This window comes from Donghicola mangrovi (assembly GCF_013377535.1).
GTDB lineage: Bacteria > Pseudomonadota > Alphaproteobacteria > Rhodobacterales > Rhodobacteraceae > Donghicola > Donghicola mangrovi.
On sequence record NZ_JABCJE010000007.1, the window covers coordinates 152,199 to 177,288 of the forward strand.

A 25,090-nucleotide genomic window follows, 5' to 3' on the forward strand; every position below is an offset into this window, starting at 1 on the left:
CGAAACGTGTTTGGTTCCCCGAGAGAGTGAAAAATTTAACAGGTCATACCGAATGTCCGAAAAGCCCAAAAACCGATTGGACGAGCAGATCGACGAGAACCTGCGTCGCGTCTACCAGTCCGCGGTGAACGAGCCTGTGCCCGATCGTTTCGCCCAACTTCTTGCGCAATTGCGCAAGAGCGAGACAGATTCCGAAAAAAGCGAGGCGGATGCGTGAGGTCCGACATGAGCGATCCAAGAGACGAACTGGTGACACACTTGCCGGCAATGCGGGCGTTCGCGCTGAGCCTTGCGCGCAACAGTGCCGCCGCCGATGATCTGGTGCAGGACTCGCTGGTCAAGGCGTGGTCCAACTTTGACAGTTTCCAGCCCGGTACCAACATGCGGGCATGGCTTTTTACCATTCTCCGGAACACCTACTACTCTTTGCATCGCAAACGTCGCCGCGAGGTCGAGGACCCCGATGGAGTGATGGCCGGTCAATTGTCGGTCAAACCCAGCCATGATGGCAGCCTTGCCATGCGTGACTTCCAAGTGGCGTTTATGCAGCTGAACGACGAACAGCGCGAAGCGCTGACGCTGGTTGGCGCCGAGGGCTTCTCCTATGAGGAAGCAGCCGACATGTGTGGTTGCGCCGTAGGCACCATCAAAAGCCGGACCAACCGCGCCCGCAAGCGTCTGGCCGAGCTGATGGGCATGGAAGAGAACGAGACCTACGAAGTCACCGATGCCAGAACGCTGGCCGTACTGTCGGGGAAACCGGCGGCATGATGGACGAAAAGCTTGAGGCAATGCGCAGCGCTACCGGTGGGTTGGCGCTGCGGCTGATCGGTGTGATGACGCTGGCGATTTTACCGCTGGCGCTCATTTCCTTTTATCAGACTGCCCAAGTGATGAAGGAGTCCGACAACCTGTCCGAAACCGTTCTACTGGACCGGACAGAACGCGCCGCCTCGCGCGAGCGCGAATTGATCCAGTCGGCCCTTGGCGCGGCCAAGGCGCTGGCGGAAACCGAAATCGTTATGGCCGAGGATGCGAACCTGTGTAACGGCGTTCTGCAAAGCCTGGTCAAAGGCGACAACAGTTATTCTATGGCGGGGTATCTGACGGCGTCGGGCCGCGTGGCCTGCGCCTCGGCGATGAATGACGAGACCCTGCGCATCGGTCGGGACATGTTCTCGAAAATCCAGCAAAGCAACGGGGACGCGGAATTCTGGTCCAACACCTCCAGCGGCCCCCAAGCGGCGCTCAGCCTTGCTGTGCCGGTTGGTCCGGTGGCCGAACGTCAGGGCTATGTCTGGATTTCGATCCCCTACGCGCTGGCCAACACGCTGCTCCAGAACAACACCTCTGACGTGGATCTGGTGATATTCGACGCCACCGGCGCGCCCCTGGCCGCGGATTTCACCGAAGAAGAGCTCTTCGCCTTCTTGCCCCAAGGGCGGTCCCTGAACGATTTCGTCCAGCCCCAGCGCCAGCTTTATACCGGCCTGAACCAGCAGGGCGAAAAGCGCCAGTTCGCCGTTGTGCCGATCATGGAAGATCAGGCCTTTGTCATGGGCAGTTGGGAGCCCGAGGACGTCGCGCCGTTCCCGCTGATGGGCCGCGTGATGGCGCTGTATTTCCCGCTGTTGATGTGGGGCGTGGGCATTCTGGTCGCCTATTTCGGCACACACCGTCTGGTCATCCGTCACATCCAGCGCCTGCGGGTGTGGATGCGTCTTTATGCGGCTGGCCGGTCCGAGGTCAGAAGCGCCCGTCTGGACAACGCCCCGGAGGAGCTTGAGGCCGTCGCCCAAGCCTTCCGCGATATGGCGCAGCGCCTGAGCAATCAGGAACGCCAGCGGGCCGAGGATCTGACCGAAAAGACCATCCTGCTGAAAGAAGTCCACCACCGGGTCAAAAACAACCTCCAGCTCATTTGCAGCATCATGAACATGCAGGTGCGCAACGCTCGCAGCGACGAGGCCAAGCGCCTGCTGCGCCGCGTGCAAGAGCGTGTGATGGCCTTGGCCGCCGTGCACCGCTATCTGTACACCGCGCGCAAACTGTCGATGGTGCGGGCCGACCTGCTGCTCGAGGATATCATCAGCCAGATGGTCGTTGTGGGCGGTATGGACAGCGCCAAGAGCCGCGTGAAAATCAGCACTAACTTCGCCCCGATCGAGATTACGCCCGAACAGTCCGTGCCGCTGTCCCTGATGGTGACCGAGGCCGTAACCAACGCGATCAAATACTGCGGCGCCCGTCAGGACGGGGCAGGGTGGATTTCGCTGGTTCTGTCCGATCTGGGTCAGGACGAGGTGTGCTTTTCCATAGTGAACTCCAAGGGCGAGCCCCTGAAGGCCTCTGCCGCTGATGAACCCTCCTTGGGGCGCAGCCTGATCCAGTCCTTTGCCTCGCAACTGCAAGGCCGGATCGAGGTCGAGGACCTGCCCGAACGCTACGGCATTCACGTCACTTTCGGGATCATGTTCGATAACGAAGAAGATGACGAAGAGGCCGCCTGATCGGGAACAAATATAACCCTTCTGCGTTGATTTCTTATAAAGAAAAACACGGAAGGGTTATTTAGATGTTCAAGTCCAATTACGTGCTGGCATCGTTTCTGGTGATCTTCGGCCTTGCCGCCTGCGAGACCATCGAAGGCGCGGGCCGCGATATCGAGCATACCGGCGAAGCGATCACCAACGCCTCGCAAGAAGCTCAGTAATCAGCGTCATCCGGCAGGCTGTGCGGCCTGCCTTTTCTTTTCCCTCATATTTTCAGCGGCGGATCGTTCGATGGCTCCCGGAGTTGCGATGCGTGTGTATTTCCCCAAACGGTTTATTATCCCCGACAGCCCCAACGGGCCGGTGAGGGACGTGGTGGATCGCCTGACGGTCCATGCGGACAAGCCCGAAGTGACCGTCCGCGACATGATCGCGGGGTTCGGGCAGACGTCCTTTCTGCCGGTGATGATGGCCGCCGCGCTGCTCGTGGTATCCCCGCTCAGCGGCATTCCCCTGTTTTCATCGGTGTGCGGGCTGTCGATCGCCTTTGTCGCCTCGCAGATGTTTATGGGGCGCGATCATCTTTGGCTGCCGAAATTCGTGATGAACCAGAAGGTCAGCGGTACCCGCCTGTGCGGAGCCTTGCGCCGCATCACCAGAGGGGCGGACTGGCTGGACGAACGGGCCAAACGCCGGATGCTGTTCATGGTTCGCGGCCCCATGCGCAAAGGGCTGGAGTTCATGTGCATCCTGTGCGGGGGGGCGATGCCCTTTCTGGAGTTGGTGCCGTTTTCCTCGTCCATTCTGGGGCTGGCTGTGCTGCTGATCTCGACCGCGCTGCTGACGCGGGATGGTCTGTTCGCAGCAACGGCGGCAGTCCTGATGGCCGCCGCCGCGATGGTTCCGGTGACTGTGGTCAGCGCAATGGCTGGCTGATCAGAACAGGATATCCGACAGATCGCTGCCACCCGAGGGGGCCGCTTCGGCCTTGGGTGCGGGGGCCTCGTCGAACATCTCGAACTTCACATCGTCTTTCTTGGCCGCCGGAGCGGGCGCTTCGTCGGCTTCGATGTAGTTCGCCAGCAGGCCGTCGTGCAGGTCACGTTCGGCCTGCATGGTGTAGAGCTTGCGAATACGGGCAGACACGCGCTGGAACCGCGGCTCCAGCTCGAGCGAGGTCGGGAAGCGGCGCTTGACCGAAGTACCCTTGCGGTTGGTCTGCTTCAGGTCATTGACCAGTTCGCGCAGCATGCGGTCGCTGGCCTCGATCGCGCGGGCCACCTGTTCGGAGTCCGATGCCAGCTTGGGCATCAGGTCCGACACGACGGTGACGACCACGGGGATCATCGCAATGACTTCGGCGTTGATGTTGCCGCTGCTGCTAGAGGTGACGCCCGCAAGATAATCCTCGAGGTGCTGCTTGGTGCTGTCCAAGGCGGCGCTGAAGGTCACATAGATCTCGGGCACGGTCGACACGACCGAGTTCACCTGCTGCGAAATCACGATCATATCGGCTGCGGCGCGGCCTTCGCGGGCACAGGCGATGATGGTGTTCAGCGAGGCCAGCTGCATCTGGAACGCGGCGTTGTTCAGGTTGCGGCTGTGTTCCTTGAGGCGCTCGTCGCTCTCGCGGATCTGGTTCATCAGGGCCTGACTTTCATTCGAACCGCCAGCCATTTCGGCCTTTTGCTTGTTCAGAAGGTCGGTCTGCAAAACGCCGTTGTTCAGTTCGTGACGGTCGGCAAAAGCCTTGCGCAGGGCGCTGTTGTTCTGCTGGTAGCGGTCCAGATCGGCGGCCAGACCGGTCAGGGTGACCATGGCCTTTTCCGCGTCGGTCAGGGTTTCCTGAACGGCCTGTTCCATCTGGATGTCGGCCAGCGCGGTCAGCAGCTGGTTTTCGTGCGATCCGGTGGGGAACGATGCAGCTTCGTGCAGGATTTGCTGGATGTGCTCGGCGCGCTGGCGGGCACGGTCGCCCACCTGCAGCGACTGGATGACCATCATCACGTCGCCTTCGGCTTTGCGGTAGTATTCGTTCATCCATTCCGCCGCCTCGTGCGAGTTTTCCAGCGCGCGGCTCAGGGTCTGGAGAGATTTCTCCAGCGACCGGATTTCGGGACGGATGGTGTCGGCCAGGGTCAGCGACTGGTCCTCTGCGTAGACCAGCAGCTTTTGCAGGGCTTTGGTGATGCTCTCGGTGGCCTTCAGCATCTCGGCAACCTGCTGCGAGGCGTTGTCGGTGATGCCCGAGATATTCTCGGCCAGACGGACCAGCTGTTCGCCCTGTTTCAGGGTACGGTGCCCCTGCGCGATAATGCGGGCGTTCAGCGAGACGATGCTGGCCGAGTGGATGTTCTGGGCCAGATCCTTGATTTCGGCGTTCATCATCTGGCGCTTGCGCCCGATTTCACGCAGGAAACCGGACGACTGGCTGATGCGCTCGTCGACCTGGGTGGCGAACGTGTTGATGTCCTTGCGCCCCTGAGACACGATGTCGATCTGGTGCTGGTTGGTGATTTCGACCAGATCCCCCATAGCGCCCTTGAGCAGCGCGGCCTTTTCACTGGCAAAGAACAGGCTGTCAGTCACACGACTGAAGACCGATTCCAGACGGAAAAGGGGGCTGCGCAGGATAGCGTTATGTTCGTTTTGTACAGAGGCTGCCATGGTTTTAGCGTCCCATTGCGGTGTTTGATGCGAGTTTGCCCGCCGAGAAATTCATGATTTCACCGGCGATATTGTTCAGGCTGACCGACCGGACTGCACCGCCGCGCTTTACGGCTTCGCGGGGCATCCCGTAGACGACGCACGAGGCTTCGTCCTGGGCCAGAGTCATTGCCCCCGCCTTGCGCATTTCGCACATACCGTCGGCGCCATCGTCGCCCATGCCGGTCATCAGGATCCCCAGTGCGTTCGCCCCTGCCTCGCGAGAGGTCGAGCGGAACAGCACGTCCACAGAGGGACGGTGACGGCTGACATAGGGGCCGCCGATGACGTTGCAGCGGTAGCCACGACCCAGACGGGTCAGGGTGACGTGCGAATGACCGGGCGCGATCAGGGCCAGACCCTTTTCCAGCATGTCCCCGTCTTCGGCTTCCTTGACGTGGATGCTGCACAGGCCATCAAGACGGCGCGCAAACGCTTCGGTAAAGCGTTCGGGCATGTGCTGTACAATCACCACGGGAGCGCAATCGGGGGTCAGGCCGGTCAGGACTTTGGCCAGTGCGTCGGTGCCGCCAGTAGACGCGCCGATCGAGATGATCGGTTCGGTGCGCGGCACAGGCGGAGCGTTTTCGGGGCGCGCCGGCAGGATCACATCTGCCGACAGCTTCTTTTCAGCGACCAGCTGGCGTTCGACCGGTTTCTTGTTCGGACGCACGCGGGCATGGGCAGCAGCACGGACAGAGTCGCAGATCTGGATCTTGGCTTCGTCCGACATGGAGTTGCCAAGCTGCGATTTCGACATGACTTCCACTGCGCCCATCTCCAGAGCCTTCATCGCGGTCTGCGATCCGGCTTCGGTATGGTTGGAACAGATCACGACGGGCAGCGGGTGCTGTGCCATGATCCGGCGCAGGAAGGTCAGGCCGTCCATGCGGGGCATTTCGATATCCAGCAAGATGACGTCGGGCAGGCCCGCTTTCATCTTTTCGACCGCGTCAAAGGGATCGCGTGCCGTTTCCATAACGGTGATATCCGGCGCACTCTCAAGCATCATCTTGAGCATAGTGCGGGCCGTGATCGAGTCTTCCACGATCATGACACGGATAGCATCGGCATGTTTCTTGACTGTATTCATGTTGCCCTCTCCTTCTTGAAAACGGCAAACGACACTTGTTTTAAGCGGGAATCCGTCACGACCATCGATTCAGAGTGGCCGACAAACAGATGACCGCCGATTTTCAGGTGATCGGTGATGTCTCGGATGACTCGGGTTTGTGTGGGAACATCAAAGTAAATCAGGACGTTACGCAGAAAAATCACGTCGAGATTTGTGTCGACGGGATAATTTCCGTGGATCAGATTCATCTGCTCGAACCGCACGCGCTGACGCAAAGTTTTTACGACGCGCCCGCAGCGTAACCCCTTGGAGTTGTGTCCCATTACGAAATAGCGGTCGATCAGGGCCTCGGGGATGTCCAGAAGCTGGTCCTCGGAATAGACGCCGGCACGGGCCTCGTCGACGATCCCCTGAGAGATGTCGGTGCCCAGAATGCCGTATTTGAAGCTGGTGTCCTTACGGGCGTGCTCGGACAGCAGCATGGCGGCCGTATAGGCCTCTTGTCCCGAGGATGACGCCGCGCTCCACATCTTGAAGGGCTGACCGGCGGGGTGCTCGGGGATGATCTTGTGCATCAGCCACTTGAAGTGGGCAGGCTCGCGAAAGAAGTCGGTTTTGTTCGTGGACATCAGGTCCACGATATGGGGCAGCTCGTCCTTGAGCGCGTTCTGTTCGAACAGGTGCTCAAGATAGGCGTCCATGTTCGACAGTCCCAGCGACGAGAACCGGCGGCGCATCCGCCCTTCGATCATGCTTTGTTTGGAAGCAGGCATCTGGATCCCAGTTGCCTGCGTGACGATGGCACGAAAGCGTGCCTTTCTGCTATCCTCGGCCGTTTCGGTCGCGGGGCTCATGCAAGTGCACCGCCCACCGCGTCCTCGATGTGTTTGTCGAGGCTGGCGATGATCTTGCTGCTCAGCAGACGGTCCAGATCCAGCAGGGTGACGTAGTTGCCGCTGCGGCGCGCCAGACCCGAGACGATACGGTGGTCCCAGTTCAGCATGGTGCCGGTTTCGATGGGCTCGATCCGGTCGCCGTCAAAGCGGCTGACCTCGGTTACCTTGTCGGTGCGCAGGGCCAGAACCTGCTCGCGCTCGCCTTCCTGCACCCACAGAACGACGATCCGGGTGTCCAGATCGTCTTTCTTGTAGGGGCGGCCGATCAGCGTGCGCAGGTCCACCACGACGATGCTGTCGCCGCGCAGGTCGATAAAGCCCATGATATAGTCGGGCGCCTGCGGCAGCGGGTTGATGTCACGGGCATCCAGAATTTCGCGGACACGCTCGACGGGGATGGCCATCAGGGCATCGCCAAGCATGAAGTTCAGGAAAGTGCCGCTAGAGGCCGGTGCTTGTTTCTTTTGCTCAGGCATGGGGCTGCTCCGGTTTGAAATCTACCTTGTCGTCATCCTGCGTCTCGCCAAGATCGAACGAGAACCCGCCATTCTTGATCGGCGCCGGAGAGAACGACACGACGTTCTCTTGGGTTTTGACGGTGGCCGCGGGGGCCTTTGCGGGCGCAGGCGCAGGGGCCGCCGCTGCGGGCTTGGGTGCAGGCTTGGCTTCGGCCTTTTTCGCAGGGGCTGCGGCGGGCTTGGGGGCCTCGGGGGCAGGGGCCAGCGAGGTCATGTCGAGGATATCCTCGGCGGTGACGGTGGTGTCGTAATCGCCGGTGCGGAAGAACGAGATCGACGAGCGCAGGGTCGCGGCCTGAGCGGCCAGTTCCTCGGCGGTGGCGGACATCTCTTCGGCGGCGGCGGTGTTCGACTGGGTCACGCGGTCAAGGTTCTGGATCGCGTTATTCACCTGAGTGCCACCTGCCGACATTTCGGTGTTGGCGCGGGTGATGTCACTAACCAGATCGGCGGTGCGTTCGATATCGGGTACCAGTTTGTCGATCATCTGGCCCGCATCCAGTGCGGCGGTGATGGTCTGGACCGACAGCTCGTTGATCTCGCCTGCGGCGGCTTGGCTGCGTTCGGCCAGCTTGCGCACTTCGGAGGCAACCACAGCAAAGCCGCGGCCATGCTCGCCCGCGCGGGCGGCCTCAACAGCCGCGTTCAGCGCCAGAAGGTCGGTCTGACGGGCGATTTCCTGCACCACGTTGATGCGGTCGGCGATGGTGTTCACGGCCTTCACGGCCTCGCGCACGGCCTGTCCGCTGGCGCGGGCACGGTCGGCGGATTGCTTGGCCATCTTCTCGGTCTCTTGGGCGTTCTCGGCGGTCTGCGCGATGTTCGAGGCCATCTGCTCCATCGAGGCCGACGCCTCTTCGGTCGAGGCCGCCTGCTGGGTCGCGACGTCGCTCATTTCCTCAGAGGTTTTGGCCATCTGGTTCGCGCCGGTCGACACGTTGCTGGCCCCCGAGGCCACTTCGCCCACGACGGTGCGCAGACGCTCGACCATGGTGTTGGCGTGGCGCAGCACTTCGGTGATCTCGTCGCTGCCCTTGAGGGTCGCGGTACGGGTCAGGTCGCCTTCGGCCACGGCCTTGGTCAGTTCCTTGGCACGGTTCAGGCCGCGCGACAGGGACATGAGAATCCACAGACCGGCCAAAGTACCCAAGGTCGCCGCCAGACCGCTGAGGGTCCAGATCAGGATCTGGGTCTTGCGGAACTCTGCGTTCGAAACAACCATGCTGTCGGCCATCACCTTGTCGTTCTGGACAAGCAGACGCTCGGTGACTTCGGTCATCTTTTCGTTCAGCTCGCCGCCCTTTTCACGCAGCAGGGTGCCGGCCTCTTTGGTCATGTCGAACAGCAGCAGCTGCATGACTTCTTTGTTCATGGAAGCGACTTCGTCGCGCAGCTTCTCAAACTCGTCGATGGTGGCCTGCGCTTCGTCTGTAAAGGCGTGCTCGCGGGCCTGCGCGATCATGTCGGTCTGCGCGTTGCGCAGTTCCAGCATCTTGGTGTCCAGATCGCGCTTGGTTGCCACGTCGCTGGACAGCACGTAATCACGGATCGCTTCGTCGATCTTGTCCTGCAGCAGCATCATCTCGAAGGAATGCTCGATGGCGTCCACGTTCTCGATCACGACGAATTCGTTGCGCTCTTTCATCTTTTGAAGGTCGCGCAGGGCAATCATCCCAGATGTCGTGGACAGGCCGATCAGGACCGCACAGGTTACGACAAGCTTGGCTTTGATGGTCAATCGCATAATGGGTCTTTCTCAGTCTACCGACACGAGCTGGGGTTCTTGGGCGATGTGGGTTTCGAAGATCTGCACAACATCCGGGATCGCAACGAACTGGTCATTCCAGCGGGCCATTGCATGAAGCGTGCCTTGTGGCCAACGGGTGCCCACAGCGGGCACGGGACGCAGGGTTTCGGGGTCGATTTCGGCGATGGCGTGGACGGCCTCGGCGATGACACCGACGGTCAGCGACTTTTCGTGGACGGTGGTTTCGATGATCAGGATGCGGGTCTCGCGGTCGTTTTCCTTGACCGGCATCCGGAACAGCGGGCGCAGGTCGGCCACGGGCAGAACCACACCGCGGATGTTGATCAGACCCGCCGAGAACGGCCCCGCGCAGGGCACGGGGGTCAGGTTCGGCAGTTCCAGAACCTCTCGCAGGACATCGGTGGGCAGGGCCATCAACTCGCCGCCCATCTCGAAGGCGACCACGCTGTTCAGGCGCGGGATCAGGTCGGCATAGCCTTTGTTCTTGGTCATGCTGCGTTTCCTTTCAGGCGCTGCTCGATTTCCTGTCCCAGAGTCACAAGGTGGATCACGTCAAGGATCAGAGCCACGCAGCCATCCCCGAGGATGGTCGCCCCCGAGAAGATTTTCAGGCGGCTGTGCAGCGGCGAGAGTTGCTTGATCACGGTCTGGTTGGTGCCGATGATCTCGTCCACGACCAGACCCACGCGGGTGTCGTTGGCGCCGACGATGACGATTTTGGGGTGGGCCGCAGGGGTGCCGGTACGGTTGAACACCTGACGCAGGCGCAGCACGGGCACCAGTTCGTTGTTCAGTTCGATCACGTCGGTGGCGCTGTCACCCTTGGCCAGCTTTTCGGGCAGCTCGAGGATCTGTTCGACGGCCAGCAGGGGCAGGGCGTAGCGATCGTTCGCAACGCCGATCAAGAGGCCCTCGATGATGGCTAGGGTCAGCGGCAGGCGCAGACAGAAGGTCGTGCCGAAACCGGGCTCCGAGGTGATGTCGATCGAGCCGTTCAGCGATTCAATCGCCTGTTTCACCACGTCCGCACCCACGCCGCGACCGGACAGAGCGGTCACCTGTTCAGCGGTCGAGAAGCCGGGCTCCAGCACCATCTTCAGCACTTCGCTGCGGGGGATGTCGCTGTCCTCGGTCATCAGGCCGCGCTCGATGGCGCGCTTGCGGATGGCGGCTTCGTTCATGCCGCGTCCGTCGTCGATGATCTCGATGATCACTTCGGCACCGGCATGGCGGGCCGACAGTTTGACCAGACCGCGCTCGGGCTTGCCGGCCTCGGCGCGTTGTTCGGGGGTTTCCAGACCGTGGTCGACCGAGTTGCGGATCATGTGGACCAGCGGGTCGGTCAGCTTTTCGACCACGGTTTTGTCCAGCTCGGTCTCTTCGCCCTCGACGATGAAGTCAAAGGTCTTGCCGGTGGTTTCGGCCAGATCGTGGCTCAGGCGGCGGAAGCGGCCCATGATGCTGGACAGCGGGGTCATCCGCAGCGCCATGGTGGAGTCGCGCAGACCCAGCGCCAGACGCTGGATGTCCTCGACCACGCCAAGCAGCGCTTCGTTCTGGAGTTGGGCGGCGATGGCGGCCAGACGGGCCTCGGCGATGACCAACTCGCCCACGCGGTCCATGATCAGGTCCACGCGGTCGGCGGCCACGCGCAGTTGGGCGACGGCAGCGGATGCGGCCTTGTTCGCCTTGGCGGCGGTTTCGGCTTTGGGCTCTGCCGCAGGGGCAGCGGGGGCTGCAGGTGCGGCGGCTTTGGGGGCCTCTGCGGGGGCAGGGGCAGCAGCCTCGGCGGCGTGAACGGCGGTCAGGTTCAGTTCCATCTGGTCTTCATGGAACATGAAGACATCGCGGATCGCGCCTTCTTTGATGGTGCCGGGCAGGGTCACCTGAAAACCGGCATAGAGCGCGCGCGGGTCCATCTGCGCGATCGGAGGCAGGCGGTCGGTCAGGAGGCGGACAGATACGCTGTCGCCGCCAACTTCACGCAGCTCGTCCAGCATGGCGATGGGGTTGCCGCCGATCTCCATGAAGTCCTGAGGCAGACGGAACTGCAGATCCCAGGATTCAATCTTGGCGGGGGCGGCGTCCTTTTTCGCAGCAGGGGCCGCAGCCGTTGCCGGCGCGGCCTCTCCTGTGGTTGCTGCGTTCAGGGCGGCGGTCAGTTCCGCGTCCTTGGCCGGATCGGGATCGCCCCCTTCCAGCAGTTCGGCGATCAGGTCATAGGCGGTTAGCGCGACGTTCACCAATTCGGGGGTGACGACGGCCTTGCCGGACCGGACGGCCTCGAACGCGGCTTCGAAGTTGTGGACAAAGGATGCGAGGCGCGAAAATCCGAACATCGCGCCTGTGCCCTTGATCGTATGAAGGGCGCGGAAAACGCCAGCGACGACCTCGAGGTCGTCGGGGGTGTCCTTAAGAACCAAAAGCCCCTCCTGGAGGGCTTCCATGAGGGCTTCAGCTTCCTGACGGAAGATCTCCTGCGTTTCCGCGTCCATCATTATCCGGCTACCTTCTTGACCACAGCCAGAAGCTGTTCGGTTTCGAACGGCTTCACCATCCAACCCAGTGCGCCAGCGGCACGGGCGGCTTCTTTCAGTCCACCTTCGCTTTCGGTCGACAGGAAGATGATCGGAACGCCCGAACTGCTGGGGTCCGAGCGGTAGGCCTGAATGAATTCAAGGCCGGTCATGTTGGGCATGTTCTGGTCGGTGATGACCATCGCATAACGGTGGGCCTTCGCGGCCTCCAGCCCTTTGGCGCCATCGACGGCTTCGGTGACCGAGTAGCCAGCCTGCTGAAGCGTCATGGAAACCATTCGACGCACCGACGGTGAGTCATCGACGATAAGGATTTCTTTACTCATGTTAGTCTTCCAATAAGGAGGGGGATCAATGCCGCGCAGACAGCGCAGCAATTTCCGCATCGCTCAGCCCGATACGGACGAATGCTTCTGCAAGTTTGGGTGAGGTCAGAAGCGTTGCTGTCACCTGATCCTTGGTGACGGCTTGTTCCTTGAGAGCAACCATGATCAGTTGCGCAATGCCGAACAGCACCACGTCAGAGCTATCATCGTCTATGTCGGTGGTCAGTTCCGCACTCTCGGTGCCGGCAGCCTCCTCGAAACCGAAACGGACGGGTTCGAGGTCAGCCAGAGTGGTGGTCATCTGCGACGACAGGTTAATCTTGATCTTGTCCATTGGGTCCTCCGCGCAGCTTTGGTGCAGTACAAAACGCGATGCCCAATTGTGGACTTGGCGCGATTTCTCCGCATCCTGTTAAAACGTCTGCACAAAACGCCGCCGTATAGTCCGAAGGTATACGCGGCGGTCGCCGAAGGACGGGCGACCAGAACCATTGCGCCGCAAATCGCGGACTATCAGCCAATCAAAAGGCCGGTCCGCGGGAAAGCGGGCCGGCCTGTGTGGTTGTGGTGATTCTTCGGAGAACCCTATGCCATCGAGGGCAACCAGAGCACGATTTGCGGAAACGCCACCAGCAGCGCGATGGTCACGGCATCGGCCACAAAGAACGGCGTGACCCCGCGAAACACGTCCTGAACACTCAGGTCATCGCGGACGCCTGCGACCACGAAACAGTTCAGACCGATGGGCGGGGTGATCAGGCAGAACTCGGCCATCTTGACCACCAGAATACCGAACCAGATCGCGCACATGGGCCCCGACATGCCAAAGGTCGCGTCAGCGGCGCTGACAGCTTCGCCCCCGTTCAGGGCCATGACGGCGGGGTAAACCACGGGCAAGGTCAGCAGCAACATCCCGATCGCGTCCATGAACATCCCCAGCACCGCATAGGCCAAAAGGATGCAGATCAGGATCGTCATCGGGCTGTAGTGGAGCGACGTGATCCAGTCCGCAAACGCGTGCGGCAGGTCCGCAAACCCAAGGAACCGCACATAGATCAGCACGCCCCAGATGATCGTGAAAATCATCGCGGACAGGCGAGCGGTTTCGATGATGGCGTCTTTGAACTCGTTCCAGCGCATCCCGTGGACCAAGGCCATGACGAACACCACAAACGCGCCGACGGCGCCGCCTTCGGTCGGGGTGCCCCAAGCGTCGCCGCCAAAGGGGTTGTAGACGAAGAAGACGATGATCACGACCACCGCCACGATGGGCAGGGCAGGGGGCAGTGATGCGAACCGCTCGCGCCACGTGAAGCCGCGCACAGGGGGGCCGAAGTTCTTGATCGACAGGGCAAGGCCGATGATCAGGAAGCCGTAAATCACCGCCGAGAAGATGCCAGGGATAAAGCCCGCCAGCAGCAGCTTGCCCACGTCCTGCTCCACGATGATGGCGTAGATCACCAGAATGGCCGAGGGCGGGATCAGGCTGGCCAGCGTGCCGCCCGCCGCGACAACGCCCGCCGCAAAGCGCTTGTCATAGCCGATCTTCAGCATCTCGGGGATGGCGACACGGGCGAATACCGCCGCCGTTGCCACCGATGCCCCCGATACCGCCGCAAAGCCAGCGGTTGCGAAGACGGTTGATACGGCGAGGCCACCGGGCACCCATGCGATCCAGCGTTTGCAAGCCTCGAACAGGGCGCGGGTCAGGCCCGCGTAATAGGCCAGATAGCCGATCAGAATGAATGTGGGGATCAGGCTCAGAGCTTGGCTGGCGACCTTGCCGTGGGGCACTTGGCCAGCGGTTTTCACTGCCACCGTCAGGGCCCACATGAATTGGTCGGGATCCATCCCCTTTTTGGCCCAGAAAATCCAGATCAGGCCGATCAGTCCCGACAGGGCGGCGGCAAAGGCCACGCGCATCCCCAACAGAACCATGACCAGCATCCCGCCAGTGACCCATAGGCCGATTTCGAGTGAATCCATGGCTTAGTCCCTGCCTTCGATATGTTCTGCTTCGGCTGCGGCCTGTTCGGCCGCGCTCTGGATCAGGGGAACGGCGATCGGGCTGTCAGTTCCGCTCAGGATCGCGCGGCCATAGCCGACCAGCTGGATCACCGTCCGCAGACACAGGACAGAAAAGGCCACGGGCGCCAACAGTTTGGCGGGCCAGATCGGCAGGCCGATGTCGATGGTGCTGTCGCGGCTCCACATCGGTTTGCTGAAGTCGAAGCTGCGGTCAAAGTGGGCCCAACTGCCCCAGACCAGCAGAACCATCAGCCCCAGAACCATCGCGGTGGTCACAAACTCAAAGATCCACAGCGGACGCCCCCGCAACTGCGCGACCAGAATGTCCATGCGGATATGCCCGCCATCGCGCTGCACATAGCTGATCCCCTTAAAGGCGATCAGAGGCATCAGCTGCTGGATCCAGTCCACATAGCCCGGCAGCGGTTCGTTAAACAGATTGCGCCCCGTCACCGAGACCACCGCCAGAACCATCAGTCCGAAAACGGCGAACCCCGCGATCAGCGCGAAAAATCTCTCAAGCCGAAGCAGGCCCTGATCCATCCGGCTCAGCAGGCTGTCGTCGGTCAGTACTGCGGAAGACCCCGCCATACCTTTCCCCCTTGGATATATTCGAAACAGGCCCCGAAGCGGACTCCGGAGCCTGTGGTCATCTTGCGATGTCGATTACTTGCGGGCTTCGGCCAGCGTGGTCTGGACCAGATCGAACAGCTCTTGTGCGGGCAGGCCCTGCGCGCTCATTTCCGCAATCCACTGCTGCTGGACGGGGCCACCGGCCTTTTCCTTGAATGCGGCGATCTCTTCGTCCGAGATGGTCACGGTCTGGACGTTCTTTTCCGCCAGAACGCTGTCCCACTTTTTCAGAAGCTCGCCGTAGTTCTGCAGGTAGAAGTCGATCGCCTCGGGGACCGATTCATCCAGAATTTTACGGTTCTCTTCGGACAGATCGTTATAGGCGTCGATGTTCACCACCACGGGGCAGTTCACGGTGCCGGGGTTCAGGTTGGCGGTCCACCAGTCAGCCTCGTTGATGGTGCCGAACGACAGGTGCGCGTGCTGTGCGAATGCCACGGTGTCCACAACGCCGGACTGCATCGCCTGATATGCCTCGGAACTGGTGACCGAGGTCGGGACAGCGCCTACAGCCTCGAACGCCTGACCGATGCCGCCGGTGGCGCGAACACGCATCCCGTCGAACTTGGCAAGGGTGTCACGCGGCTCGCCGGTGCCGACCAGATTGTACTGGGGCATCGGGCTGGTCATCAGCATCTTGGCGTTCCACTGGGCCATTTCTTCGGTCACAGCGGGGTGGGCGTAGACAGCGTTCGACACGGCGACCTCTTCGGCCAGCGTGTTCACGCCAAGGAACGGCAGTTCCAGCACGGTGATCGCGCGGTTCTTGTCCGCGTGGTAGCCCGCGCAGAACTGGGCCATTTCGAACGCCCCGATCGAGATACCGTCAAGGTTCTCGGTGTTCTTGGACAGACCGCCATAGCTGACGTTCATGGTGAAGTCGCCATTGGACTTTGCGGCAACCAGCTCGGCCAGTTTTTCGATGTTCTCGGTAAAGGCGCGACGCTTGCCCCAGACGGAAACGTTCCATTCGGTGGCGCTGGCTTCGGCTGCGAAACTGACAGCAACAAGGGCGATGGCCGTACGGCCAAGCAAAGTTTTCATAGATTTTCCTCCCTTATGAACGACCCTCTGCCACCCCTCTGTGGGGGCGTCCTCGTGCAGGTGGTCTGTTTTCATGACCAATTGGTGCATGATCGGGATAGCTATGGCAAGAAAAAGACGTCGCTTTTTTCGCCTAGTGGAAGGGCACGGTCTGCGGTTGTGCAAACGCCGCCCCAGTGTGCGTCAGGGGTGGCGTCTTTTGCGGCGGCGGTCGCGGGGTCAGCCGGCCAGCGCGTTGATCACTTGGGTCAGGGTCACGGTGCCAACCATCCGCCCATCGGGTTCCGTCACCCCAAGGGTCTGGTCCGGCGCCTGCGCCAAGGGTTGCAGGGCATCGTTCAGCAGGGTTCCGGCGGGGATCGTGGCCCCGTCATATCCACTGCCATTCGCAGCCAATGCACGCAGGCGGATGACCTTGCCGCGGTTAATGTCCTTGGTGAAGTCGGCGATATAGTCGTCGGCCGGTTGCAGCACGATCTGGGGCGCGGTGCCCTCTTGGATCATGGCGCCGTCCCGCAGGATCGCGATCTTGTCCCCAAGGCGCAGAGCCTCGTCCAGATCGTGGGTGATGAAGATGATCGTCTTGTGTAGCTCGTCTTGCAGCTCCAGCAGGATGGACTGCATGTCGTAGCGGATCAGGGGATCAAGGGCGCTGAACGCCTCGTCCATCAGCAGGATTTCTGCGTCCGTGGCCAGCGCACGGGCCAAGCCCACCCGCTGCTGCATCCCGCCCGACAGCTGACCGGGATAGTGGTTCTCGTATCCGGTCAGGCCCACGCGATCGATCCAGTGCTGGGCCTTTTTCCGGATGTCAGAGGCACCAACGCCCTGAACCTCTAGCCCGTAGCCGACGTTCTCCATCACCTTGCGATGGGGCAGCAGGCCGAACTTCTGGAACACCATCGAGGTCTTCTTGCGGCGCACGTCCCGAAGCTGGCGTTCGGACATGGCCAGCACGTCCTCTCCGTCGATCAGGATCTGGCCGTCGGTGGGTTCGATCAGGCGATTGATGTGGCGGATCAGGGTGGACTTGCCGGAACCGGACAAGCCCATGACCACCTGTATCCGCTTTTCGGGGATATCGAGGCTGACGTTGTTGATCCCCAAAACGTGGTTCGTCTGGTCCAAGAGCTCGGGCTTGCCGAGGCCGTTCTTGACCAGTGGCAGCACCTTCTGCGGGGTTTTGCCGAAGATTTTGTAGAGGTTTTTGATCTGTACCTTGGGACCGCTCATCATTTGCCCCCCTGACGGTAGGCCTGCAAACGCTTGCCAAAGGTTTGGGAGACGCGGTCAAAGATGATCGCCAGCGCCACGATGGCCAGACCATTCATCAGACCCAGCGCCAGATACTGGTTCGAGATCGCCTTTAGCACCGGCACCCCGAGGCCTTTGACCCCGATCATCGAGGCGATCACCACCATCGACAGGGCCATCATGATGGTCTGGTTGATCCCGGCAAAGATGTTGGGCAGGGCCAGCGGCACCTGCACCCCCCAGAGCTTCTGCCAAGGCGAGGTGCCAAAGGCATCGGCGGCCTCAAGGATATCCTTGTCCACAAGGCGGATGCCCAGATCGGTCAGGCGCACGATGGGCGGGATCGCATAGATGCACACAGCCAAGAGGCCCGGCACCTTGCCTATCCCCAGCAGCATCACCACGGGGATCAGATAGACAAAGGACGGGATGGTCTGCATCACGTCCAGAATGGGGGTGATGATCCCTTGGGCGCGGTCCGAGCGGGACATCAGAATGCCCAACGGAATGCCGATCATAATGCACAGCAACGTCGCGACCGAAATGATCGCTAGCGTGGCCATCGTGTCCTCCCACATGCCGAGGGCGCCGATGGCGACAAAGGCCAGAACGGACCCCACGGTGATCTTCCACGACCGCGACCCCAACCATGCCAGCGCGCCAATCACCACCAGCACGATGGGCCAAGGGGTGGCCTCTAGCAGCTTTTCAAACCAGATCATGAACCGCAGCAGGGGATCGAAGAAATCTTCGAGCTGTTGACCATATGCGCGGGAGAACCCTTTGAAGGCCTCGTCGACGCCCTGCTTCATACCGCTGATCGTCTTGCGGCCCAGTGAGGGAAATTCATAGAAGAATTCCAAATCCGTCACCTCTTTCTTTTCTTTATTGATTACCGGAAATCCGTCCGGATTTCACGCAAAACGGGGGGCTGTGGCGGCCCCCCGCTGGAGTTGTTTCTGACGGGATCAGAGTTCCGACTTGATGCTTTCGGCGGCTTCGGGGCTGACCCACGCGCTCCAGACATCGGGATAGGCCTCGAGGAAGTGATAGGCGGCATCCTCGCCGGTGGCCTGATTGTCGTTCATGTAGACCAGCATTTCGTTCATCGCCTCGCCGGGGAAGACGCGCTTGGACAGGTATTCGACCGCGGGGCCGCCCTCTTTCATCAGGCGGTCGGTGACCACGGTGTGCACGTCCGACACGGTATAGGCGGTGGGCTCGGGGGTCGGGCATTCGTCTTCGGTTTTGACGATGCAGTTGTCCCAGTTGTCCTGACCGGCGAACGAGGTTTCCCAAGCCAGCGGCTGCAGCTTGTACTTGCCGATGATCGCGGTGGGCGCCCAATAGTAGCCGAACCAAGGCTCGTCACGCTCGGCCGCTTTGGCGATCGCGCCGTCCAGACCCGCTGCCGAACCCGGATCGACCAGAACCCAGCCCTTTTCCTCCATGCCAAAGGCGCGGAACAGCTGGTTGTTCGACAGCTGGCAGCCCCAACCGGCGGGGCAGCCCATGAAGGCGCCTTTGGACTCGTCCTCGACATAGGGGAACAGCTCGGGGTGGGCGAGAACCTTCTCGACCGTGTCCAGATCGGGGTGGTCGGCGGCGAACTTCTCGGTCACCCACCAGCCTTCGCCTAGGCCGGTGATCGGGCCGTTGACCAGGGAATGCAGGCGGCCCTCGGCCAGAGCGGGCTCCAGCAGGTTGCGCACGGCGTTGATCCACAGCTCGCCCGCGACATCGGGTTCGCCCTTTTCGTTCATCGAGGCAAAGGTGGTGTTGGTCGCGCCGGGGATCAGCTCGACATCACAGGAGTAGCCTGCCTCGAGGATGATCTTGTCGACATTTGCCATCAGTTCGGCCGAGGCCCAGTTCATCTCGGCCATGGTGATCGCGCCGCAGTCGCTGGCCATCGCGCCAGAGGCCAGCGCCGTGGTGGTTCCAAAGACAGCAATCGCGCCGAGTTTCCGGATATTCAACATCATCCCTCCCGAGGACTTTGGGCGCACCCTCCGTAAGTGGCGCGCCTTAATTGGATATGCTTTTCTGCACCTGCACAAAAGCGACAATGTAGTGTCGCAAAGAGAACATAGCCCGAGGCCTCTGTAAAGAAACCCCGCGCGTCCTATTTGTTCATGGGCATAGCGGCGCCCCGTTCAGGCACACTGATCCAAGTTTGACAGGATTTTATGACATGTTCACAATCGGAAAACTGTCCAAGGCCACCGGGGTCAAGGTGCCCACGATCCGCTATTACGAACAGATTGGCCTGTTGCCCGAACCGGACCGCAGCGCAGGCAACCAGCGCCTGTATGGGGCAGAGACGCGGGAAACCCTGTCGTTCGTCCGGCACGCGCGGGATCTGGGGTTTCCGATCGAGGCGATCCGCGAATTACTGGTTCTGGCGCGGCACCCTTCGGCCTCTTGCGCCGATGCCGACGAGATCGCCCGCCGTCAACTGGCCGAGGTCCGCGCCCGTATCGCCCGCCTGTCCCAACTGGCCGAGGAACTGGAGCGCATGGTCCATCATGGGGCCCACGGGACCGTCGCGGAATGCCGCGTTCTAGAGGTGATCGCGGATCACAGCGAATGCGCCCACCACGATCACCCCGCTGATTAATTCACGCCTGCATTTACTAGCGCCCGCACGGCGCTGTCGAAATGGTCGCGCATGGTGCGTTCGGCGGCTTCGGGGTCTTGGGCCTTGATCGCGGCGGCGATGCGGGCGTGGCATTCCAGATTGTCGCGACGGTTCGCGGTGGTCTGACGGCTGCGCCAACTGATGTCCCACGTCTGCTGGGTGATGATCCGGAACGCCCCGATGGTCGTCGCATACAGGGGATTGCCCGAGGCCGCGGCGATCACCTCGTGGAATTCGATATCCAGCAGTTTCACCCGCTCCGGGTCGTTGATCGAGGTCAGCATATCCTCGGCAATGGCCATCAGACGGTCGGCGTCCGCTTCGCTGCGGCGCATGGCGGCAAGGCTGGCGGTGCGCAGCTCCAGCGTCCGGCGCACGTCCAGAACCTGCTGGATCGACAGGTGCCGCGTGTAAACGGTATGGTCAAAGATCATGCTCAGGGCTTCCGAGTCCGGCTCGCCCACCCGTGCGCGGCGCCCGTTCCCCACCTGCAGAATGCGCAGCGCCGACAGGGCGCGGAACGCCTCGCGCATGACGGCGCGGGATACGCCCAATTCCTCGGCCAAGGCGGTTTCACTGGGCAGGACATCCCCCTGCACCAACTGGTTCTGCGCGATGTAGTCCCGCACATAGCGGATCGCCAGATCGACGCGGCCTTCGCCCTCGGGCTCTGATTGTCTGATAGGTTTGTCCATTTTGACTCACCAAAGTTCAATTAAGTGTTGATCGAATCCTACATCTTTGGCTTTCAATGGAACAGAGAAATTCGTCGGCCACCGGCCGCGCATTCAGGAGAGGGGCCGCCAGAGGAGGGCGCCCCAGTAGGGAAATGGTTGTTCTGAAATGAAAATTACGGCGATCCGCACCTATCGTGTGGAAGAATTCGCGAACGTCCTGTGGGTCCATGTGGAAACGGACGCGGGAATCACCGGCCTAGGCGAGACGTTCTATGGGGCCGAGGCCTGCGAGGCGCATATCCACAACACGTTGGCGGTGCGGCTCTTGGGGCAGAACCCGCTGAATATCGAAACCCTGCACAAGGAAATGGTCAGCCTGCCGAATGCGCAGGCCTCGACCGGGGTGGAATATCGGGCGGCCTCGGCCATCGACATCGCGCTCTGGGATATCTTTGGCAAGGTCGCGGGCCAGCCCGTGCACACCATGCTTGGCGGTCAAAGCTGGGATCGCGTGCGGGTCTATAACACCTGCGCGGGCACCCGCTATGTCCGCACCAACAAGATCAAGCCGGTGGATACGTGGAACCGCAATGCGGACGGCCCCTACGAGGATCTGGACGCCTTTATGACCCGCGCCGATGCGCTGGCCGAGGATCTGCTGGAGAACGGGATCAGCGCCATGAAGATCTGGCCCTTTGACCCCGCCGCGATCGAAAACAAGGGCATGTTCATCACCGCAGCCCAGATGAAAGAGGCGATCAAGCCGTTCGAACTGATCCGCAAGGCCGTGGGCGACCGGATGGAGATCATGGTCGAGCTGCACTGCCTGTGGAACCTGCCCGTCGCGATGGAGATCGCCCGCGCGCTGGAACCCTATGCCCCCCGCTGGTTCGAGGACCCGATCCGCATGAACAACCCGCAGGCCTTGGCTGAGTTCGCGCGCAGCACTTCGGTCTGGACCTGCGCGTCGGAAACTCTGGGATCACGGTTTGCTTACAAGGACTACCTAGATCGGGACGCCGCTCATGTGGTGATGTCCGATCTGTGCTGGACTGGCGGCCTGACCGAAGGGCGCAAGATCGCCGCGATGGCCGACACCTATCACCGCCCCTTTGCGCCGCATGACTGTATCGGGCCGGTGGGCTTTGTGGCGGCGATCCACATGAGTTTCAGCCAGACCAACACCCTGATCCAAGAGTCCGTCCGCGCCTTCTATAACGGGTGGTACCGCGAGCTGGTCACCAACGTCCCCCGCATCGAGGGCGGCTATGTCTACCCGATGGAGGGGCCGGGCCTTGGCACTGAACTGGTGCCGCAATTCTTTGAGCGGTCCGATCTGACCGTGCGTGTTTCGGAGGTGTCGTGATGTCCCTGAAATTGTTCGATCTGGCAGGGCGCACCGCGCTGATCACCGGGTCCAGCCGCGGGCTGGGTCGCGCCTTTGCCGAAGGGCTGGCGGGTGCGGGCGCGCGGGTTGTGCTGAATGGTGTGAACCCCGCGCGGCTGGATGAGGCCGCGGATGAAATGCGGGCGCAGGGCTTTGATGTGCTGACCAGCTGCTTCGACGTGGCGGACGAGGATCAGATCCTTGCCGCGTTTCACGAACTGGACCAGCAAGGGATCGAGGTCGACATTCTGGTGAACAACGCGGGCATCCAGTTCCGCAAACCGATGCTGGAGCTGGACACCGCCGATTGGCAGCGCGTGCTGGACATCAACCTGACCGCCGCTTTCGTCGTGGGGCGCGAGGCCGCCAAACGCATGGCTGCGCGGGGCAGGGGCAAAGTGATCAACATCGGCTCGCTGACCTCGGAATTGGCGCGGGCGACGGTGGCGCCCTACACGGTGGCCAAAGGCGGCATCAAAATGCTGACCAAGGCGATGGCTGCCGAATGGGGTGAAAAGGGCATTCAGGCCAACGCCATCGGGCCGGGCTATATGGTCACCGATATGAACGAGGCGCTGCTGTCGAACCCCGACTTTGACGCGTGGGTCAAGGGCCGCACCCCCATGCGCCGCTGGGGCTTGCCGCAGGAATTGGCGGGCACCTGCATCTATCTGGCGTCCGATGCGTCCAACTATGTGTCCGGTCAGATCATATATGCCGACGGCGGCATGATCTCGGTTCTTTGAAAGGCTTTCCCATGAAGATCGTATTTTACGGCGCGAATGCCGAAACCTTCCGTCCCGGTGTCGAGGCTGCTTTGGGCGCGGATCACCAGATCCTGCAGGTCAGCGATGCGGTGGCAACGGCCGAGGAGCTGGACGCCCTGACCACCGCCGACGTGGTGATCGGCGTGCATTATCGTGCCGGAGCGCCCGCACTGACCTGCAAGATGTTCCTGCTGCCAAGTGCGGGCTATGACGCGGTGAACATGGACGCCCTGCCCGAAGGGTGCCTTGTCGCGAACTGCTTTGGCCACGAGAATGCCATCGCCGAATATGTGATGTGCGCTTTGCTGATGCGCCACGTGCCGCTGGCCGAGGCTGACAGCCAGCTGCGGCAGGGGGACTGGACCTATTGGGCGGGCAAGCCGACCGGCCTGCGGACCGAACTCGGGGCGCAAAGCATCGGCATCATCGGTCATGGGCATATCGGCAAGGCAGTGGCTGCGCGGGCACTGGCATTCGGGATGTCGGTTCATGTGGCGAACCGCTCGCCCCTAGGCGGGACCGAATATGCGGGGACATATGGGTTGGATGACCTGCCCGCGATGCTGGCGCAGGTGGATATCGTGATCAACACGCTGCCCCTAGCCCCCGAGACCGAGGGGATGATCGGCGCGGACGCCTTTGCCGCCATGCAGCCCCACGCGATCATCATGAACGTTGGCCGCGGGGCGGTGATCGACGAAGAGGCGATGTACACCGCCCTGCGCGAGGGCCGCATCGGCGGGGCCGTCATCGACACGTGGTATGTTTACCCCAGTGCCGACGCCCCGAACCCGCATCCGTCCAAGTTCCCATTCCACGAACTGGAGAATGTGGTGATCACCCCGCACATGTCCGGCTGGACCCACGGAACGATCGCCCGACGCTGCGCCACCTTGGTGGACAACATTCGGCGGTATGTGGACGGTCAGCCCTTGGTCAATCGCCTGCGCTAGCGGCGGCAATCGCCAGACCGTCCACCACGGCGGTAAAGGCCTCGGACCGCTGGACCGAGGCCATCGGGCACACGGCGCGGGCTTCTTCTTCGACCAACGTCATCAGGGAGGAGCCCCCCACCAGAACGATCGAGCTGATCTCGTTCGGCATGATCTGCGCCATCATGAAGGTCTGATAGAGCGCATTGCGCAGCTTTTCCCGCTGGGGGCCGAGGGCGGCAGTCATCGACCCTTTGGTCAGGGGGGCGTTCAGGCCGCGTTCAATGAACCCCATGCGGATCGCGGCATCGGGCGTGGCGCTGTTGGCGTCGATCTTGCCCCGTTCAACCGCAAAGGCCAGTTCGTGGCCCAACTGCTCGGTCACAACGGTCTGCAGACGCTCCATCCGGTCGGGGTCCACGGCGTGGCGCAGCATGTCGGCGACCAGTTTCTCGGTATCACGGGAATAGACAAAGGGGATTTTGGCCCACGTCGCCAGATCGGCGTAGATCGACACGGGCACTGGCAGCAGCCCCTCGCCAAAGGTGCGGCGCAGTTGGCCGCCGTGCCCAAGCAGCGGCATCGCATGGGCCATCGAGATCGCATGGTCGAAATCCGTCCCCCCAAGACGCACCCCGTGGCTGGCCAGAACACTCACCTTCTGCCCCGTCGCCTGAAAGATCGAGAAGTCCGACGTACCGCCCCCGATATCCACGATCAGCCCCAGCCCGTCGATGGACTTGGTATTGCCGTAGGCGTGGGCGGCGGCCTCGGGTTCGTTCATAAAGGAGATGTCGGTGAAACCCGCAGCCTCGTAGCACGAACGCAGATCATCCAGCGCACGGCTGTCCATATCCGGCGCTTCGGAATGGAAGTGCACGGGGCGGCCGGACAGAACAGAGGTGCAGGATTCTCCGGTTTGCTGTTCGGCGCGGGTGCGGACGCGGATCAAGAAGGCCGTCACAACCTCGGCGATGGTCTGGCGTTTGCCTCCGATCAGGCGGGATTCGTGGAACAGGGGATCGCCAAGCACGGACTTCAGGGCGCGCATATAACGTCCCTCTTCGCCGTCGATCAGTGCGGTAGAAGCCGCGCCGCCAACCAGCATGCCGCTTTTGTCGGTGGGAAAGAATACGGCGGTCGGGATGGTGTCTGCCCCGTCCTCTAATGCGATGCGCTGCACGGACCGTCCATCATATAGGGCCGCCGCCGAGTTGGAGGTGCCAAAGTCGATGCCAAGCCTGATCTGCGCCATACTCTTATTCCCTGCTTTACCTGAAGCCTGCGGTGCTAGCCTTTGGCCCGTGCGACAGCAAGTCTTTGAAGCAATCGGTGTGCCTTTCTGTTGTGTCATACAGATGACGCAAAGCGGGAGGAGACTGATCCTGGGAAAAGAGCCTATGAATGCG

General features: G+C 61.6%; 26 protein-coding genes. 9 read left to right on the forward strand and 17 right to left on the reverse strand.

Annotation, left to right across the window (positions count from 1 at the left end; genetic code table 11):
* The first annotated feature begins 52 nt into the window (after positions 1-52).
* The 5 genes from HJ536_RS14660 to HJ536_RS14680 all read left to right on the forward strand — a co-directional run bounded on the left by HJ536_RS14660 (position 53) and on the right by HJ536_RS14680 (position 3,428).
* Positions 53-217, forward strand: a complete 165-nt coding sequence (locus tag HJ536_RS14660) for a NepR family anti-sigma factor (protein WP_176855518.1) — start codon at positions 53-55, stop codon at positions 215-217.
* Between the two features lie 8 nt (positions 218-225).
* Positions 226-771, forward strand: coding sequence for an RNA polymerase sigma factor (locus HJ536_RS14665; RefSeq protein ID WP_177158271.1), 546 nt, complete (start codon positions 226-228; stop codon positions 769-771).
* A complete protein-coding gene (locus HJ536_RS14670) occupies positions 768-2,510 on the forward strand; it encodes a sensor histidine kinase (protein ID WP_177158272.1) in 1,743 nt (580 codons plus the stop codon). The genes HJ536_RS14665 and HJ536_RS14670 overlap by 4 nt, the downstream gene beginning before the upstream one ends.
* A 65-nt stretch (positions 2,511-2,575) precedes the next feature.
* Positions 2,576-2,713 (forward strand): entericidin A/B family lipoprotein, encoded by a 138-nt coding sequence (locus HJ536_RS14675; RefSeq protein WP_176855521.1) that lies wholly within the window; start codon positions 2,576-2,578, stop codon positions 2,711-2,713.
* Positions 2,714-2,783: 70 nt separating this feature from the next.
* Positions 2,784-3,428 carry an exopolysaccharide biosynthesis protein gene (locus HJ536_RS14680; protein WP_228028502.1) on the forward strand — a complete coding sequence of 215 codons (645 nt, stop codon included), beginning with the start codon at positions 2,784-2,786 and terminating at the stop codon, positions 3,426-3,428.
* Here the strand turns inward: HJ536_RS14680 and HJ536_RS14685 are convergent, their stop codons facing one another.
* From HJ536_RS14685 to HJ536_RS14755, 15 genes are all read right to left on the reverse strand, one after another.
* Positions 3,429-5,159: a hypothetical protein gene (locus HJ536_RS14685; protein WP_177158273.1), complete on the reverse strand. Its 1,731-nt coding sequence runs from the start codon at positions 5,157-5,159 to the stop codon at positions 3,429-3,431. It lies immediately after the preceding gene.
* A 4-nt stretch (positions 5,160-5,163) separates the two neighbouring features.
* Positions 5,164-6,291 (reverse strand): protein-glutamate methylesterase/protein-glutamine glutaminase, encoded by a 1,128-nt coding sequence (locus tag HJ536_RS14690; protein ID WP_176855523.1) that lies wholly within the window; start codon positions 6,289-6,291, stop codon positions 5,164-5,166.
* Positions 6,288-7,127: a CheR family methyltransferase gene (locus HJ536_RS14695; protein WP_176855524.1), complete on the reverse strand. Its 840-nt coding sequence runs from the start codon at positions 7,125-7,127 to the stop codon at positions 6,288-6,290. The genes HJ536_RS14690 and HJ536_RS14695 overlap by 4 nt, the downstream gene beginning before the upstream one ends.
* Positions 7,124-7,645, reverse strand: a complete 522-nt coding sequence (locus HJ536_RS14700) for a chemotaxis protein CheW (protein WP_176855525.1) — start codon at positions 7,643-7,645, stop codon at positions 7,124-7,126. The genes HJ536_RS14695 and HJ536_RS14700 overlap by 4 nt, the downstream gene beginning before the upstream one ends.
* Entirely contained in the window at positions 7,638-9,431 is a 1,794-nt protein-coding gene (locus HJ536_RS20920) for a methyl-accepting chemotaxis protein (RefSeq protein WP_228028733.1), read from the reverse strand. The genes HJ536_RS14700 and HJ536_RS20920 overlap by 8 nt, the downstream gene beginning before the upstream one ends.
* A gap of 12 nt (positions 9,432-9,443) precedes the next feature.
* A complete protein-coding gene (locus HJ536_RS14710) occupies positions 9,444-9,947 on the reverse strand; it encodes a chemotaxis protein CheW (protein WP_177158274.1) in 504 nt (167 codons plus the stop codon).
* Complete coding sequence (locus HJ536_RS14715) at positions 9,944-11,953, reverse strand: chemotaxis protein CheA (RefSeq protein ID WP_177158275.1); 2,010 nt, start codon at positions 11,951-11,953, stop codon at positions 9,944-9,946. Before HJ536_RS14715 ends, HJ536_RS14710 begins: the two co-directional genes overlap by 4 nt.
* On the reverse strand, positions 11,953-12,318 hold the full coding sequence (locus HJ536_RS14720) for a response regulator (protein WP_176855528.1): 366 nt from the start codon (positions 12,316-12,318) through the stop codon (positions 11,953-11,955). Before HJ536_RS14720 ends, HJ536_RS14715 begins: the two co-directional genes overlap by 1 nt.
* Before the next feature lie 25 nt (positions 12,319-12,343).
* Positions 12,344-12,652, reverse strand: coding sequence for a hypothetical protein (locus tag HJ536_RS14725; RefSeq protein WP_176855529.1), 309 nt, complete (start codon positions 12,650-12,652; stop codon positions 12,344-12,346).
* 251 nt (positions 12,653-12,903) lie between these two features.
* Positions 12,904-14,304 (reverse strand): TRAP transporter large permease, encoded by a 1,401-nt coding sequence (locus HJ536_RS14730; protein ID WP_177158276.1) that lies wholly within the window; start codon positions 14,302-14,304, stop codon positions 12,904-12,906.
* A 3-nt stretch (positions 14,305-14,307) separates the two neighbouring features.
* Positions 14,308-14,937 carry a TRAP transporter small permease subunit gene (locus HJ536_RS14735; protein WP_177158277.1) on the reverse strand — a complete coding sequence of 210 codons (630 nt, stop codon included), beginning with the start codon at positions 14,935-14,937 and terminating at the stop codon, positions 14,308-14,310.
* A gap of 75 nt (positions 14,938-15,012) precedes the next feature.
* A complete protein-coding gene (locus HJ536_RS14740; RefSeq protein WP_176855532.1) occupies positions 15,013-16,023 on the reverse strand; it encodes a C4-dicarboxylate TRAP transporter substrate-binding protein in 1,011 nt (336 codons plus the stop codon).
* A 219-nt stretch (positions 16,024-16,242) separates the two neighbouring features.
* Positions 16,243-17,256 carry a quaternary amine ABC transporter ATP-binding protein gene (locus tag HJ536_RS14745; protein WP_177158278.1) on the reverse strand — a complete coding sequence of 338 codons (1,014 nt, stop codon included), beginning with the start codon at positions 17,254-17,256 and terminating at the stop codon, positions 16,243-16,245.
* Positions 17,256-18,140 carry an ABC transporter permease gene (locus tag HJ536_RS14750; protein WP_176855549.1) on the reverse strand — a complete coding sequence of 295 codons (885 nt, stop codon included), beginning with the start codon at positions 18,138-18,140 and terminating at the stop codon, positions 17,256-17,258. Before HJ536_RS14750 ends, HJ536_RS14745 begins: the two co-directional genes overlap by 1 nt.
* Positions 18,141-18,245: 105 nt before the next feature.
* The gene (locus HJ536_RS14755; protein ID WP_177158279.1) at positions 18,246-19,259 is read right to left on the reverse strand and encodes a glycine betaine ABC transporter substrate-binding protein; all 1,014 of its coding nucleotides are present in this window, start codon (positions 19,257-19,259) and stop codon (positions 18,246-18,248) included.
* A gap of 212 nt (positions 19,260-19,471) precedes the next feature.
* Here HJ536_RS14755 and HJ536_RS14760 point away from each other — a divergent pair, with 212 nt between their 5' ends.
* Complete coding sequence (locus HJ536_RS14760) at positions 19,472-19,897, forward strand: MerR family transcriptional regulator (protein WP_177158280.1); 426 nt, start codon at positions 19,472-19,474, stop codon at positions 19,895-19,897.
* Here the strand turns inward: HJ536_RS14760 and HJ536_RS14765 are convergent.
* Positions 19,894-20,613, reverse strand: coding sequence for a FadR/GntR family transcriptional regulator (locus tag HJ536_RS14765; protein ID WP_177158281.1), 720 nt, complete (start codon positions 20,611-20,613; stop codon positions 19,894-19,896). The genes HJ536_RS14760 and HJ536_RS14765 overlap by 4 nt on opposite strands.
* Before the next feature lie 148 nt (positions 20,614-20,761).
* Here HJ536_RS14765 and HJ536_RS14770 point away from each other — a divergent pair, with 148 nt between their 5' ends.
* From HJ536_RS14770 to HJ536_RS14780, 3 genes are read left to right on the forward strand one after another with little or no spacing between them, the layout of a single operon-like run.
* A complete protein-coding gene (locus tag HJ536_RS14770; protein ID WP_177158282.1) occupies positions 20,762-21,961 on the forward strand; it encodes a mandelate racemase/muconate lactonizing enzyme family protein in 1,200 nt (399 codons plus the stop codon).
* Positions 21,961-22,728, forward strand: a complete 768-nt coding sequence (locus HJ536_RS14775; RefSeq protein ID WP_177158283.1) for an SDR family oxidoreductase — start codon at positions 21,961-21,963, stop codon at positions 22,726-22,728. Before HJ536_RS14770 ends, HJ536_RS14775 begins: the two co-directional genes overlap by 1 nt.
* Before the next feature lie 11 nt (positions 22,729-22,739).
* Positions 22,740-23,702, forward strand: a complete 963-nt coding sequence (locus tag HJ536_RS14780; RefSeq protein WP_177158284.1) for a 2-hydroxyacid dehydrogenase — start codon at positions 22,740-22,742, stop codon at positions 23,700-23,702.
* Here HJ536_RS14780 and HJ536_RS14785 read toward each other — a convergent pair.
* Entirely contained in the window at positions 23,686-24,936 is a 1,251-nt protein-coding gene (locus tag HJ536_RS14785) for an Hsp70 family protein (protein WP_177158285.1), read from the reverse strand. The genes HJ536_RS14780 and HJ536_RS14785 overlap by 17 nt on opposite strands.
* Positions 24,937-25,090: the final 154 nt, after the last annotated feature.